The following is a 14,740-nucleotide window of genomic DNA, read 5'->3' as shown; positions in this document are numbered from 1 at the left end:
TGTCGAATTTTTCCATTTTTCCGTCTGAAATCTGGAAGGGGCCAACACCGTGGAAACTTGCCGGATCATTTTCGGCTGGAGAATACCCCTTGCCCTTTTTGGTGAGAACATGAACGATTACAGGCTTTGGCAGTCTGCGGACACGACGGAGATTTTCCTCAAGTTCCTTAATGTTGTGACCGTCAAGGGGGCCAACATACTCAAAACCCAAATCAGCGAAGAAATTCGTGCTCAGGAACATACCCTTCACTGCCCGTTTGATTCTATAAATGAATTTGCCGATGTGATTTTTTGAATTAGGGATTTTATCAACAAGGTTATCAACGAAATAGCGGAATCGCTGATAAAAGCCCGTCATGGTAAGGGTGCTCAGGTAGCGGGAAATAGCCCCATTATTGGGAGAAATTGACATCTGGTTATCGTTGAGGATTACAATCAGATTCTTTGAAAGCTGACCAGCATGAGCCAGAGCTTCATAAGCCAAGCCACCCGTGAGGGCTCCGTCACCGATTACGGCAACAACCTTACGATTTTTTGGATTTCTTCCAGATTCTCTCTGTTCTTTTTCGATTTTATCCCATGCCGTCAAAAGTCCCAAGCCCTGAGAAATAGAAGTGGAAGAATGGCCGTTGTCAAAAAAATCATGAGGACTTTCAAGGCGGCGGGTAAAGCCTGAGATACCGCCCTGTTTACGGAGAGAAGAAAAATCTGAATATCTGCCGGTCAGAAGTTTATGGGTGTAGCACTGATGGCTTACATCAAAAATAATGGCATCTTCCGGACTGTCAAAAACCCGGTGAAGGGAGACAGTAAGCTCAACCACACCGAGATTACTCGCCAAATGACCGCCGTTTTTTGCCACAGTCTCGATTATGCGCTTCCTGATTTCGTCGCACAACTCATCAAGCTCTTTTTCAGAGATTTTTTTTACATCTGCCGGAGAATGAATCTTAGAAAGAATCGTAATCAAATCTCCTGTCATCTGAAATGATTTCAAATTTCCATGTCATTCAGAATTCATTTCAGAATCTCACAGTATAAAAAAAAGACCGCTAAAAGTTTAGAACTTTGGCGGTCTCTTTTGACAAAGATGAACAGTTCGTAAGCCTGCGATTAAGCATGACAAAAAACTGTTACTTACTCTTATGTCGATTTCGTCTAAGCATCTTCTTTCGCTTATGTGTCGCAATCTTCTGACGCTTTCGTTTTTTTCCACAAGGCACGATGGCACTCCTTAGTCACAAGTTGTATTTATTATCAATAAAAGCCGCCCTTTCGTCAAGAGTGACTTTTTATATCCAATATAATTAATCTTTAGCTTCGATTCTTCGGTACTGAACTTCAGAATTGAAAAGCTCCTTAGCTGCGAGAGAAACGACCTTGCCGTCATTTTCTTCAATTCGCTCATCTTTAATCATTGCCAACTGATATGCACGATGACTCGCTGCAACAGTAGCCTCATAAATATTACCAGTAAATTTTACCGTTTTCTCCAAAGGAAAAATCATTAGTATGCTATCCCCTAAAAGTGATTTCATAATTTTATAAGAAGATAGAAATTGTGTCAATAAATTCACGCATTTTTAAATCATAATAGTGAAAAGAAAAATAAATTTATCTCGCTTTATTGAAAAAGTGAGTTATAATATTCTTTATGAGTACTATGACTTTAACTTTTACAGACGGAAAAAAAATCGAAGTTTCTTCCAGAGTTCGTGGCAAAGATATTATGGAGCACCTGCCTCCCCATGAAGGCCAGCTCATCGCCCTTAAAGTGAACAACAAGGTCGTTTCTTTGTGCCGGCCTATCCGCGTCTCAAGCCGAATCGATGGCGTGTATCTGGCTTCAAAAGACGGAGCCTATGTCTACCGCCGCTCACTTTCCTTCATTCTGGCTGCCGCCGCTCATAAGCTCTTCCCAAAAGACCGGCTTTTAATCGGGCACAGCTTGGGCTACAGCTATTACTACACCCTTGACCGCGAAAAGCCGATTACAGAAGATGAGATTGCTTCGCTAAAGGCGGAAATGCTCAGGATCGTTGAGCGGGACATCCCAATCACTACTCAGCATATTTCTTACGAAGAGGCTGTGGATTTTTTCCAAAAACTCAACATGCCGGAGACTGCTAAACAGCTCCAGTACCGCTGTTCGGATTATGTCCTCGTCAACTCTTTCAATGATGATACGAACGCTTTCTGCGATATTTATTTCGGCTCCCTCGTTGATTCAACCGGCGTGCTAAAAGTCTTCGATTTGCAGAAATATGATGAAGGCTTCCTGCTCCGCTTCCCAGAGGCCGAAAAGCCGGAAGTTGTCGCCCCATTCGAGGATTTGCCTAAAATTTTCGATATTTTCAAGCGCTATAAAAAGTGGGGCAAGCTGGTTAATGTCACATCTGCCGCTTCCCTTAACGAAATCGTTTCCCGCAAAAAAATCAACGACTTCATCGACATTTGCGAGACTTACCAGATGCAGAATTACGCCGAGGTGGCAAAGCAGATTCATGACAGGGGAAATGTAAAGGTCGTTTTGATTGCAGGCCCTTCTTCTTCGGGAAAAACCACTTCTGCCTTCAAGATGGCACTCCAGCTCCGGGCAATCGGCTACACTCCAAAAACAATCAGTCTGGACTCCTACTATGTAGGCCGGGACAAAAATCCAAAGGATGAGAACGGCAACTACGATTACGAGTGCCTTGAAGCCCTTGATGTGGAGCTTTTGAACCAGAATTTAATCGATTTGTTTGACGGAAAAGAAGTCGAAATTCCTTGCTACAACTTTGATTTAGGGCAGAGATATTACACCGGCAACAACAAAATGACTTTGGGAAAGACCGACATTCTCATCATCGAAGGAATTCACGGCCTTAACGACAAGCTCACGCCTCTAATCAAGCCGGAGTATAAATTCAAGATTTACCTTTCGGCTCTTACCCAGCTCAACTTCGATGATCATAACCGTGTTCCGACCAGCGACAACCGCCTTATCCGCCGTATCGTTCGTGATGCAAATTTCCGTGGAAAGAGCGCAGCAGGCACAATCGGCATGTGGGACAGCGTTCAGCGTGGCGAGAGATTGCACATCTTCCCTTATCAGAATTCAGCCGATGCGGTTTTAAACACAGCCCTGGATTATGAGATTCCTGTTCTGAAGATTTACGCAGAGCCAAAACTCCGCGCCGTAAAGCCCAGCGAACCTCAGTACACAGAGGCTTGCCGCCTTTTGAACTTCCTCTCTCACTTCAATGCGATTTCTTCTGACTATGTTCCAAGCCAGTCAATCGTGCGTGAATTCATTGGGGGAAGTAGTTTCAAATACTAGACGCAGATGGACGCGGATAAACGCAGATAAAAAACAAAAATATCCGCGTTCATCTGTGTGAATCCGCGTCTAATTTAACTCAACATAGGTCTTTCCAAAGCCACCGTCTTCTGGGCGGGCGTAATAGAAAGACTTTACGCCGGGGTAGTTCGAGAGATAATCTTGGACTGCCTGCTGCAAAATGCCGTTTCCTTTGCCGTGAATGACGCTGAATGATTTAAAATTCGTCATGGCGCAAAGGTCAAGCTGCTTTTGCAGGGCGTGAAGGGCTTCTTCTTCTCTCATTCCCAATAAGCGGAGCTCAAAGACCGGGCTTCCGTTTCCTTCTTCTTTATTAAGTTCCACCGTATAATCGGCGACTGCATTGCGAGTCGGGGCGATAAGCTCCATATCCTTTTGCTTTACGCTCATGCGGATTGAGCCCAGCTGAACCGTCCACAAGCCTTTTTTCTCTTCGTGAAGAAGAGTTCCCCGGCTTCGGCTTTTTCCCACAAGGACTTCCGCGTCTTCCGCAAATTCAAATTTTGGCGGCGGTGCGTTTTTTGACCGGGGAGCGAGGTTGAAGACTTCCTCGTCTGTGTAGGTGGCCTTTGCCTTTTTGAGGGCTTCTTTATTGCTCAGTTTTTTCTTTGTCTTTTTTGAAGATGAAGAGCGGGAATCCGAGGCTTTTGAGATTTTCATGCCGTTTTCAAGGATTATTTCCTCGCTTTCCATTCTTTTCTGAAGGGCTTTTTCTTCTTCCTCAAGCTTTTCTTTTTCCAGCTCCAGCTCAAGTTCCTGCTCTTCCACATCCTCGGTCAAATCATTGATGAATTTCCGCATTTTAAGGGTCTTTTCCCTTGTAATTTCGCCTTCACGGAGTTCGCGCACGAGATTTTCAAGGTTTTTTCGAGTCTCCCTCAAGAAGCGGGATTCATTCCGGCTTTCACGCTCTTTGAGCTCATTTTCTTTTTGGCGGAGTTTTAAGTCTTTCTGTTCCAGTTTGAGGATTTTTTCGCTCTGACGCTTTTCAAGGCTGGCGAATTCTTTTTCACGGCGGTCAAGCTCAGCGTGTTTTTGGGTGAGTCCCCGAATCAAAGTAGAGACATCGGCCTGCTGGTTGGTAAGGTAAGATTTTGCCTTTGATACGATTGAGGTGGGGAGCCCTGAGCGTTTTGCAATGTCCAGGGCGTGGCTCTCACCGGGAACGCCCATGACAATGTGGTAAGTAGGAGCTAAGGAATCAGCGTCAAATTCCGCGCTGGCATTTATGCAGGATGGCGTTGTGTATCCGTAATTTTTCAGGCTTCCGTGGTGAGTCGTAACGAGGACAAAGGCTTTTTTTGCGATAAGGGAGTCAAGGCAGGCCATGGCAATCGCGCCGCCTTCCTGCGGGTCAGTTCCGCCACCAAACTCATCCAGAAGAACGAGGGAATTTTCGTCCGCGTGCTTTACCGCCGCCGCAATGTTTTTCATGTGGGCGGAGAATGTGGAAAGAGAATTGTCGATGGACTGGTCATCACCAATATCTGCGAAAATGGCGTTGAAAACAGGAAGCCTGCTTCCGTCTGCCACCGGAATCGGAAAGCCCGACTGATTCAGCATGGAAAGAAGGGCAAAGGTCTTTAAGGTAACGGTTTTTCCGCCTGTGTTTGGACCAGTGATAATCAGAACATTCTTTCCCGAAAGCCACTTAATGTCGATAGGAACGGCCTTGTCGCCCAAAAGAGGATGCCTTGCCTGCAATAAAAGGGGTGGAAGTCCTTCTGAATCTTGTTCAGTTTGACCGATTTGCTCAAGAGAACTCTGTTTTTCGCAATGAAGGGCATAATTGCAGAGATGTTCTGCCCCCCAGCGGGCGGCGGCGTAAGTCACATCAAAAAGGGTCATGCTTTTGAGGGCGGACTTCAAATCATCATAAAGGGGATGGAGAAGAGCCGTGGTTTCTTTAAAAATCTTGCGGGTTTCTTGGGCCAGGCGGGCTTCTTCCTGTAAAAGCTCGTTGTTTTTGCGCACCACTTCTTCCGGCTCAATAAAAAGAGTCTGCCCCGAAGCCGAAACTTCATGAACGATGCCGGAAATTCTGTTCCGCTGGCTGGCTTTGACGGCAAGAACCTGCCTGTCTGCGCGGAAGGCGGGAACATTGCTTTCAAGGACGGAGTTAAGTGAAGTATCGCTGGTGTATTTTTTGAGGGCGGCTTTAATCTCGCCGTTGATTTCAGCGATTCTTGCCCTGATTTCCCTTAGGATTGGCAGGTCTTTAATCTCGCCGTTTTTGTCGATGATGCGGGAAATTGTGCTGACGGTTTGCTCCAATGCGGAATAAGGGAGAGTTTCCGCCATGTCGAGGAGATTTTTAAGGGAAAGTTCTGCCGCCAAGCTTTTAACCGAGGCGTAAAGAGAAAGCGCGGAATCTGAAAAAAGCATGAGGGAATAAAGCTGGTTCTGCTCTAAAGTCGTTCCGTCAGCCTGCAAGAGTTTTAAGAATGAAGTGATTTCGCCCCAGCCTTGCAAGCGAATCGGTTTTTTAGATTGAATGGCCCGCTGCCACTGAGAGGAAAGCCTTTTGAGCGAGTTGATTTCGTCGATTTTTTCTCTGGTGAAAGGCTCGCGTTGTAAAAGAGAGGATTTTCCTTCCTCGCTCACGCAAAATCCGGCGATTTCGTCACGGATTCGGTAATAGTCCAGTTGTTCAAGTGTTTTTCTGTGCATTTGGGCTTAATCTTCCCAGCTTCCTGTTTTGATTTCTTCGCGGATTCGCTGCCAGCTTTCAAAACGCTCTTCGCTGATAAGGCCTGCCTCCACGGCTTCGAGGATTTTGCAGCCCGGCTCGCTTTCGTGCTTGCAGTTTGTGCCGAATTTGCACGAGCCGACCAGTTTTTCCATTTCGGGGAAGTAGAGGGCGAGGTCATCTGCGGCTATGTCGTTGAGGACAAAGCGGCGGACTCCCGGCGTGTCGATGATTGAAGCGTAGACATTCTGCACGCCGCCAACGATTGACTCGTTCAGGTGAATGTGCATGAGAGTGCCTTTTGTGGTGGTGTGGGAGCCTTTGCCGTATTTTTTGCTGAGGCTGCCGGTTTTAAGGACGCAGGAATTGTCAAGAACATTGACCAATGACGACTTTCCGATGCCCGATTGCCCCACAAGGGCACTGAGTTTGCCCGTAATAAGCTCCGCCAGCTCAGGTAAGCCTTCTCCTGTTTTTGCCGAAATGCGCAGGACTTTGTAGCCGATTTCTTCCCAGATTGAAAGACGGTTCTGAAAATCAGGATCCTGAGCTTCCGGTAAATCGTATTTGTTTACGACAATAATGGGCGTAAGGTTCTGGTATTCAGCCTGAACAAGTTCCCGGTCAATAAAGCGGGGGCGGAATTCCGGCTCCCCTGGCGTAGTGACCAAAATGATATAGTCAAGGTTTGCCGCCAAAAGCTGGGGGGCGCGGCCTTTGATGTTCCAGCGGATAAAAGCGTTTTTACGGGGAACGAGGGAAAGAATCTGACCTTTTTCGTCTTCTGAATCTTCGATTTCGATTTGGACTCTGTCGCCCGGAGCGAGGGGATTGTAGTATTTTGTCTCGACCTTGAGCCTTTTGCTTTTGAAAGAGCAGGCTCGTCTTATGTGATTGCCGTCGTCGTCAGTGTCGTCACATTCGATTTCAAAAACATTGTTGCTTCCGCTTAAAACGGTGCCTTCTAAATGAATCATATCTGAGCTTTACTCCTCTTCCAAATCAGGAATGTGTTTTTTAAGTGTCTTCATAAAATCCTCACCAGTCACACCAGCGCGCAAGGCTGCGAAAACACAAGAGTCTCCTGCCACCGTACCCAAAATTTCATCAAGATTCAGGCAATCGAGAGCATTTGCGACTGCATCTGCATGGCCTCCAAATGTTTTAATCACGACTGTAGTTGCATTCCAGTCTATGCTCACATAACCACGCAAAAAATCCTGTACAAAAATCTGCTCACTCTCACCGCGGTCTTCGTCACTTTGGAGAGTGTATACATAGCCAGCGTGACCGTCACTCACCTTCCCCACCTTCAAAAGCTTTAAATCACGGGAAAGAGTCGCCTGGGTAACATCAAATCCTTCTTTCGTAAGTTCCTTTAAAAGCTCATCTTGACTTTCAATTCTGTTATTTTTTATGAGTTTCTTTATCGCTTTCAATCGTTCTGAACGCTCTTTCATCTTTATACCTGAATTCTATTTTACTGATTTTTCGAATATTTTGAAGTCACAATATCATCAATTGTATTTTCTTCTGCCTTTATATTCTCTTTTTTCCATGCGTCTTTTCTTGAATCACGAAGATTTTCTAAAACCTTGCAGTTTTTCATCGCATTACGCATTACATCTCGCTTTTCTTCAGTGATGACTTGAGCCTGTGCCAATGCGGTAAGAGCCTGCTCCTTTTGATAATCCAAAAGCCGGAAATAATTCTGAACATAAAGCATGTCATTTATATCTTTCATTGAATCAGCGGCAACTACGGAAGAGGCATGTTGTTTAGCAATCATGTCAAGTGTGTTTTGAATTTTCGTTTCTTCGGCAACGGCTTTTCCAAGCTCTGCCTCAGCTTGTTTTTTTTCAAATTCGCGAAAATCAAGCACTTTCTGAAGTGAAAAATTGAATTTCTTCATAGGCTAGAGTTTGTCCGCCACATCGCCAATCGCCGAAAGCTGGGGGGCAAGATTTGATTCAAATGCAGAACTTGCACTCTCGTTGGCATTCTCCACATTCTCTTCTTTATGCTCTTGAACAAGCTGGGCAACAGTTTTCCGATAACTTGCAGGATTTTCCACATATTCTTCATCTGGGATTTCGATTTCCGCAAGGGCAGACATTTTTTGCAGAGTGTCATCAATTGTGCAGGGCTCGTCTTCTTCCTGACACAAGAATTCTTCGATTGCCTCGTGTTTATCGATTGCAAGGTCTATTTCGGCATTCGCACCTTTTTGATAGACACCCGCACTAATCATATCACGGTTATCCTCATAGATAGCAATAAGCCGGCTGATTTTTGTGGCAGCTTTTAAAGTCTCACGCCCAGAAACACGCCGGGCAAGACGGCTAATAGACTGCAATACATCAATTGCCGGATAATGCCGTTGCTGAGAGAGAGCACGGCTCAAGACAATATGTCCGTCGAGAGTTCCTCGAACTTTATCAGTAATAGGCTCATCCATATCATCGCCATCAACGAGAACATTATAAAATGCCGTGATTGAGCCTTTATCGCTGGTTCCAGCCCTTTCTAGCAATTTCGGAATCAAGTCAAATACGCTTGGAGGATAACCTCGCTGAGCCGGAGCCTCTCCAGTAGAAAGACCTATTTCTCGCTGGGCATGGGCAAATCGAGTCATGTTGTCCATCATAAGCATGACATCTTTGCCTTGGTCACGGAAATACTCGGCCATTGCCGTGGTGACATAAGCCGCACGCAAACGGCAGATTGAAGGTGTATCGCTGGTAGCCACGACGACTACAGAGCGCTTCATGCCCTCTTCCCCCAAATCTCGCTCGATAAAATCATTTACCTCTCGGTTTCGTTCACCAATAAGACCAATAACATTGATATCCGCATTTGTGTTTCGGGCAATCATTGAAAGGAGAGTTGATTTTCCCACGCCTGAACCTGCAAAGATTCCAAGACGCTGCCCCTTTCCACAAGTCAAAAGAGAATCGATACAGCGCACACCCGTGACAATTCTTCGGTCAATAGGACGCCGCTTCATAGGATCAGCAGGAGAAGCAATAACAGGATAAAATTCCGTCGTCTCAAGGGGACCTTTTCCGTCAATAGGGGTACCAGTCGCATCAATTACACGCCCCAAAAGTTTTTTACCCACAGGAACCTGAAGAATATGACCGCTTGCAATAACTTCACAGCCGATTTCAATTCCCGTTGTATCTCCGTAAGGCATGAGTTTTACGGTCTTTCCCTCAAAACTCGTAACCTCGGCAAGAACTTCCTTACCCGTAGAGGCAATTTTTATCGTACAGATTTCACCAATAACAGAACGGGGGCCGTTACTTTCAATAACAAGCCCTTTTACAGCGGTGACATGTCCTGTATAGAGAATCGTTTCAGTCTGTTTGATTGTATTTAAGTATTTGTTAAAAAAAGACTCCATTTCCCCACCCGTCTTTTTTATTAACCTTCACTTACTGCAAGCGGTTCGTTTTTCTGGATTGTCTTGACAGGCGAGATTTCGAGAATCGCCGTTTCAAGTTCAGAAAGTTGACTCTGAATCTTAGCATCGATTGCGCCAAAGTCCGTCTCAACCACACAGCCGCCTTTATCAACAGAAGAATCTTCAAGAACCGTAATTCCCTGCACATTCTCAACCTGTTTTATGAAGTCCTGTATATGCTCCGTGGTAAGCTTAACATCTGACATATTCACGCGGACAGTAACATTTCCACGACCTTTGACTTTTTTGAGAGCCTGCAAAATATTTGCCATGACGACTGATTTCTGATTCTCAGAGATAATCTTTACAACCTTCCGAGTCATCAAAATGACAAGTTCAACAATCTGCTGCTCAGTCTCGCTCAAAATCTCCTCACGGCGAGCCATAACTCCCTCAAGAATTTTATGAGTTCGTTCAATCAAGCGCTCAACCTCGGCCTTTCCCTCGGAAAAACCTTCTTCCCGCCCCTGATTTACACCTTCTGAATAGCCACTTTTTTTGAGACTGTCCTGCTCTGATTTTGCTTCTTCAATAATTCTAGAAGCTTCTTCCTGAGCATTTTTGATTATTTCGGCAGCGTTCTGTTCCGCTTCATTTTTTACGACTTGAGCCTGATTTGTCTGCCGTTTGACTTCAGCGAAAGCGGCATCTTCAGCCTTTTTGACAATTTCATCGGCCTTTGCCTGCGCTTCTTGAAGCATCTGCTGCTTTTCCTGCTCCCACTGAGCCTTAAAAGCCTCGGCTTCACGACGCAAATCGTCAGCGGTCGGTCCTGTGTATTCAGGAACTTCCTCCTCAACGACTTCTTCTACAGGAGGCGCAAATTCATGGACAAGCTGGAGCTTGAATTCGCCCTCTTTCGGCTTTAACTGACCAGGTTGAAATAATGTCTGCTGAAATAAATTTCTTGCCATGATTATGTCCCCGTTTTATGATTAAACGACAAGCTCGTCTTCGCCAGAGCGCGCGATAACGATTTCGCCCGCATCTTCCAAACGACGGATTGTCGAAACGATTTTTTGCTGTGCTTCTTCGACATCCTTCAAACGAACCGGTCCCATGAATTCCATATCTTCCTTCAACATACTTGCCGCACGCTTTGACATGTTGCGGAAAATCTTGTCCTGAACTTCGGTGTCCACAGATTTGAGTGCCTTTGAAAGCTCCTGAGTATCGACTTCGCGGAGAACCTTCTGAATAGCACGGTCGTCCAGCATGACGATATCTTCGAAGACGAACATTCGCTTTTTGATTTCCTCTGCCAAATCTGGATCTTCCTCTTCAAGAGATTCGATGATGGCCTTTTCAGAAGAACGATCGACAAGGTTGAGAATTTCGACGATAGACTCGACACCACCTGCGGCAGTGTAGTCTTCGCTGGAAAGTGTAGAAAGTTTCTTTTCAAGAACTCGCTCGACCTCACGAAGAACATCCGGTGAAGTTCGGTCCATAGTTGCAAGTCGCTTTGAAACTTCCGGCTGAATCTCCGGCGGCAAGTTCTGCAAGATGACAGCCGCTTTTCCAGGTTCCAAATAAGCCAGAATCAAGGCGATTGTCTGAGGATATTCCTGCTGGATAAAGTTGAGCAAGTGGGCAGGATCCGTTCGGCGGATAAAATCGAAAGGACGAACCTGCAGGCTCGATGTAAGCCGGTTGATAATGTCGATTGCCTTCTGGCTTCCCAAAGATTTTTCAAGCAATTCGCGGGCATAGTCAATACCACCGGTGGTGATAAAGTTCTGTGCCGACATAAGTTCCTGGAATTCTTCAAGAACCTGATCTTTAAAGTCAGAATCGACTGTTTCCAAACGCGCAATTTCAAATGTTAAAGTCTCAACCTCATCCTCACGAAGATGTTTCATGATTTCTGAAGAAACATCAGAACCAAGGGAAACAAGGAAGATTGCGGCCTTCTGACGACCAGTGAGGTTTTTATAATCTTTTGCCCCGCCCTTTTTACCATGAGCGGCAGCTGGTTTTGCGTCAGCCATTTTCTACTCCTCCATCATCCAAGTTCTGATGAGCATTGCCACATCCTCAGGATGCTCTTTTGCCATAGCGATTGCATTCTCTTGAAGTTCGGCTCGTTTGCGTTCCTCGACAGACATAGTAACTTCCATGCCTTCCTGTTTTGCGTCCCAGAGAGCCTTCTCCCGCTCTGCCTGCTGACGGCGGAGAAGTTCTTCTTCACGAAGACGACGGCGACGCTCAAGCTCACGGCTAATCATTCTGAATACGATAAATGCGATAAGAATGATAACCACACCGATTAAGACAAGCATAATCGTTTTTCGGGTTTGCTGAGCACGGATAATCGCAGAATCTTCCAAATCCTGCTCATTCTGACGGTTAAATTTAATATTCGTTACGACGACACGGTAATTGCGGCTGGCATCGTAACCAATTGCCCCCTGCAAGTAATTAGCTGTTTGTTCCAGTTCATCAGCAGAAAGCGGACTGTAAATTCGCAAAATATGACCAAGGGCGAAACGATATTTTATCTGATCTTCCCAATCAGGGTATCGCTCTTTTAATGACTCAAGATTTTTCTCGGTGACGAAAACAGGATTTCCCGAACCGTCAGTGATTTTTTCCCAGTTGCCGTCAATGTTTACAGAAACCGTGATTCGGTCTACGGCAGGCATACGCTCTTCGGTGCGATGCTCGACATTCACCACATTGTTCTGGACAACGCCGGTTTCGGTTGATTTTCCGATAACATTTGACATGTCACTATAAGCAGGCGGATTCTGACCTTCAACACCGGCTGGTCCCTCTGGATTGTAGCCAGTACCAGTCCATTCTTTAGTAACAGTCTGAGTTGAAATCGGAAGATAATCACGCTTTTCAGTTGTATCGTAAGGTTTTGACGGATCTTGCTCCGTAATCATGATTGGAGTATGGATTGTCTTATCGCTTGAAACCTTCGATGTATCCATATCGACATTGACATCCAGATCACGAACTCTGTCTTCACCGTAAATGCTTTGCAATGAACCAATAACTTTAGCTCGCTTTTCACTGGCAAGTTTAAGCTTGAATTTTTCAGTTCGTTCAATAAGACTCAGACGATCCATTTCTGCCATGCCAGCAAAATCATTAAGAGTATCGCCTGCGGTATTTAAAATTACAATATTGTCTTCGGTAAGACCAGAAACAGAACGAAGTATGAGCCGCTGGATTCCTTGAATACGCTTACGGTCATTTTCAATAACCGAGCCATTTTTAAAACGCAGAGTGACAGAAGCGGACGCAGGAACTCTCTGACTTTCAAAAAGAGAATTTTGCCCAGGGGTAATAACGACATCAGCACTTGCTATATCATCAAGAGATTCAATATGCTGTTTAACCTGATTGGTAACACGACGCAAATCATTTTTCTGACGCTCAAAGTCCGTTGTAGACCAATTCGTGACATCAAGCATCTGGCTAAACACATCAACGCGCGTTGGAACCAAATCCTCCGCAATAAGAATGGCCTTTGCGCGGCGAGCCGTTCCCTCGTCATCAACATAAATCATACCATTCGTAGAATTGATTGTATATTTTATATTTTCTTGATCGAGTCGGAACGCAATATCATCTCTTGCGGCTTGATCCGTAATCGGCGTGTTAAAAAGCGCAATGGTAGTCGGCTTTGATGATCCGCGGAAGACAAGAACTAAAACGACAATAACCGCGACTACAATACCCGCGGCGATTGCTTTTTGAACGGGCTTCCATGAAGCCCACGAAGATTTTAACTTGGCAGTCGTATTTTTAAGCCAGTCGTTCATCTACCCCTCCCGTGAACGAACAACAATATATTATAATATCACACTTTCCGAATTCTGGAAAGCAGATTATAAATCTATGCTAAGCCTAAGTCCTTTCAGAACTTAAACTACCTGTTAGTAGAAAGCTCATTCCAGCCAGTGACAAGACGGTCAATGACAGTCTGGGCAAGGCTCAATGACATCTGGGCTTTTGCCATTGCAGTGGTCACATCATGAATATCGACAGAATCAGGGTCAGTGATAAGCTGCTCCTGAACGCGAGACACATCAAGCTGCTGGCTGTTCATTGAAGAAACGGCGTTAACAAGATATGACTCAAAAGAGCCCATAGTCTTTTCATTCTGAATTTGATTTGAATTTTCCTGACCGAGAATAGAAAGCTTTGCGCTTCCCACATGAGCCGGATTCGTGCGTGTCATCTGAATCTGAGACAAGCTTGGCATTGTAACATTCATAAATTTCCACCCATTAGAATTTTATAGCAAAAAATTCATTATGACAAGATGTCATAATGAATTATCATTAACTGCGACCGATTTCCAGTGCGCTTGAGAACATATCTTTTGCGCCCTGAATGACCGTTGAATTTGCCTCGTAAGCCCGGCTTGCAGAAATCAAATCCACCATTTCGTTTACGATGTTTACATTTGGATACTCGACATAGCCTTTGTTCGGTCCCGACTGAATGGCGTCAGGGTTCGTCGGATCATAAACCAGGCGTCCCTGCTCCGTGCTTTTTACGATTTCACGAACACGAACACCCTTTCCCGGTCCGTTATCCTGATCCGCTGAAACGAATGGGCTTCTCCAAGTGGGATGACTTGAAGCAATCGGCTCAATAATAACAGAAGATTTTTTAAAGGCTCCGCCTTCCGGGGTTCGTGTGGTGCTGGCATTGGCGATGTTGTTAGAAATAACATCAGTGCGGAGACGCTCAACGCTCATTCCCGTAGCAGCAATATTAATCGATGTAAACATTCCCATAATTCAATCTCCTATCCGTGGATTATCTCTTCATTGCCGTTTTGACCTGGCTGAATTCGAAATTCTCCAGCTGAGCCAAGAGGCGGTAGTTGAGCTGAATTTTCATGATGTTCATGGCCTCAAGTTCAGGATCCACATTGTTTCCGTTGGCATTGGCTGTGGTCGTCCAGTCAGTTACACGGCGTGGCTCGACAGAACGCCAATCATAAGGCTCATCAAGCTGGATATGTCTCTCATCCGTGCGGGTAAGCTGGAAGCGATGATCAGCGTCCTTCTCTGAATCAAAGGCACGCTTAAGCTCGCTCTCAAAATTCACTTCCTGACGCTTGTAATTCGGAACTTCCGCATTTGCAATATTGTTTGCGGAAACCTGATAGCGAAGTGAATTAACATCCATCGCACGAGATAACAAATCAACTGACCGTGTAAAAGTATTCATACTATGAATATCGGAATTTGAAATGAGAAGTTAAGGAAAAAGA

At 45.3% G+C, this 14,740-nt stretch carries 14 protein-coding genes; 1 reads left to right on the top strand and 13 read right to left on the bottom strand.

Translation table 11 applies throughout. The annotated features are described in order from the left end of the window. Both B2089_RS01625 and B2089_RS01620 read right to left on the bottom strand, forming a co-directional pair. On the bottom strand, positions 1-997 hold a 997-nt coding region (locus B2089_RS01625), incomplete at its 3' end, for a 1-deoxy-D-xylulose-5-phosphate synthase N-terminal domain-containing protein (RefSeq protein ID WP_349675774.1). A gap of 310 nt (positions 998-1,307) precedes the next feature. Beyond that, entirely contained in the window at positions 1,308-1,508 is a 201-nt protein-coding gene (locus B2089_RS01620; RefSeq protein ID WP_296320747.1) for a DNA-directed RNA polymerase subunit omega, read from the bottom strand. A 146-nt stretch (positions 1,509-1,654) separates the two neighbouring features. On the opposite strand from B2089_RS01620, the gene B2089_RS01615 reads away from it, so the two are divergent. Next, on the top strand, positions 1,655-3,322 hold the full coding sequence (locus tag B2089_RS01615) for a nucleoside kinase (protein WP_296320744.1): 1,668 nt from the start codon (positions 1,655-1,657) through the stop codon (positions 3,320-3,322). A gap of 69 nt (positions 3,323-3,391) precedes the next feature. Here the strand turns inward: B2089_RS01615 and B2089_RS01610 are convergent, their stop codons facing one another. The 11 genes from B2089_RS01610 to flgB form a co-directional block, all read right to left on the bottom strand. Beyond that, entirely contained in the window at positions 3,392-6,013 is a 2,622-nt protein-coding gene (locus B2089_RS01610) for an endonuclease MutS2 (RefSeq protein WP_296320741.1), read from the bottom strand. 6 nt (positions 6,014-6,019) lie between these two features. Continuing rightward, positions 6,020-7,009 (bottom strand): ribosome small subunit-dependent GTPase A, encoded by a 990-nt coding sequence (gene rsgA / locus B2089_RS01605; RefSeq protein ID WP_296320737.1) that lies wholly within the window; start codon positions 7,007-7,009, stop codon positions 6,020-6,022. Positions 7,010-7,018: 9 nt separating this feature from the next. Beyond that, the gene (locus tag B2089_RS01600) at positions 7,019-7,492 is read right to left on the bottom strand and encodes an arginine repressor (protein WP_296320735.1); all 474 of its coding nucleotides are present in this window, start codon (positions 7,490-7,492) and stop codon (positions 7,019-7,021) included. Positions 7,493-7,512: 20 nt separating this feature from the next. Next, a complete protein-coding gene (gene fliJ / locus B2089_RS01595; RefSeq protein WP_296320733.1) occupies positions 7,513-7,944 on the bottom strand; it encodes a flagellar export protein FliJ in 432 nt (143 codons plus the stop codon). A 3-nt stretch (positions 7,945-7,947) separates the two neighbouring features. Beyond that, a complete protein-coding gene (locus B2089_RS01590; RefSeq protein WP_296320730.1) occupies positions 7,948-9,438 on the bottom strand; it encodes a FliI/YscN family ATPase in 1,491 nt (496 codons plus the stop codon). Positions 9,439-9,458: 20 nt separating this feature from the next. Then, a complete protein-coding gene (gene fliH, locus B2089_RS01585; protein ID WP_296320728.1) occupies positions 9,459-10,412 on the bottom strand; it encodes a flagellar assembly protein FliH in 954 nt (317 codons plus the stop codon). 21 nt (positions 10,413-10,433) lie between these two features. Then, entirely contained in the window at positions 10,434-11,489 is a 1,056-nt protein-coding gene (gene fliG, locus B2089_RS01580; RefSeq protein ID WP_296320725.1) for a flagellar motor switch protein FliG, read from the bottom strand. A gap of 3 nt (positions 11,490-11,492) precedes the next feature. After that, positions 11,493-13,274, bottom strand: coding sequence for a flagellar basal-body MS-ring/collar protein FliF (gene fliF / locus B2089_RS01575; RefSeq protein ID WP_296320721.1), 1,782 nt, complete (start codon positions 13,272-13,274; stop codon positions 11,493-11,495). Positions 13,275-13,381: 107 nt separating this feature from the next. Further along, positions 13,382-13,729 carry a flagellar hook-basal body complex protein FliE gene (gene fliE, locus B2089_RS01570; RefSeq protein WP_296320718.1) on the bottom strand — a complete coding sequence of 116 codons (348 nt, stop codon included), beginning with the start codon at positions 13,727-13,729 and terminating at the stop codon, positions 13,382-13,384. Between the two features lie 67 nt (positions 13,730-13,796). Next, a complete protein-coding gene (flgC, locus tag B2089_RS01565) occupies positions 13,797-14,258 on the bottom strand; it encodes a flagellar basal body rod protein FlgC (RefSeq protein WP_296320714.1) in 462 nt (153 codons plus the stop codon). Positions 14,259-14,280: 22 nt separating this feature from the next. Next, positions 14,281-14,697: a flagellar basal body rod protein FlgB gene (gene flgB, locus B2089_RS01560; protein WP_296320710.1), complete on the bottom strand. Its 417-nt coding sequence runs from the start codon at positions 14,695-14,697 to the stop codon at positions 14,281-14,283. Positions 14,698-14,740: the final 43 nt, after the last annotated feature.

The organism is Treponema sp. UBA3813, assembly GCA_002368605.1.
GTDB lineage: Bacteria > Spirochaetota > Spirochaetia > Treponematales > Treponemataceae > Treponema_D.
Note: the sequence above shows the minus strand (reverse complement) of the source record. Positions and strands in the feature narration are given on the sequence as shown.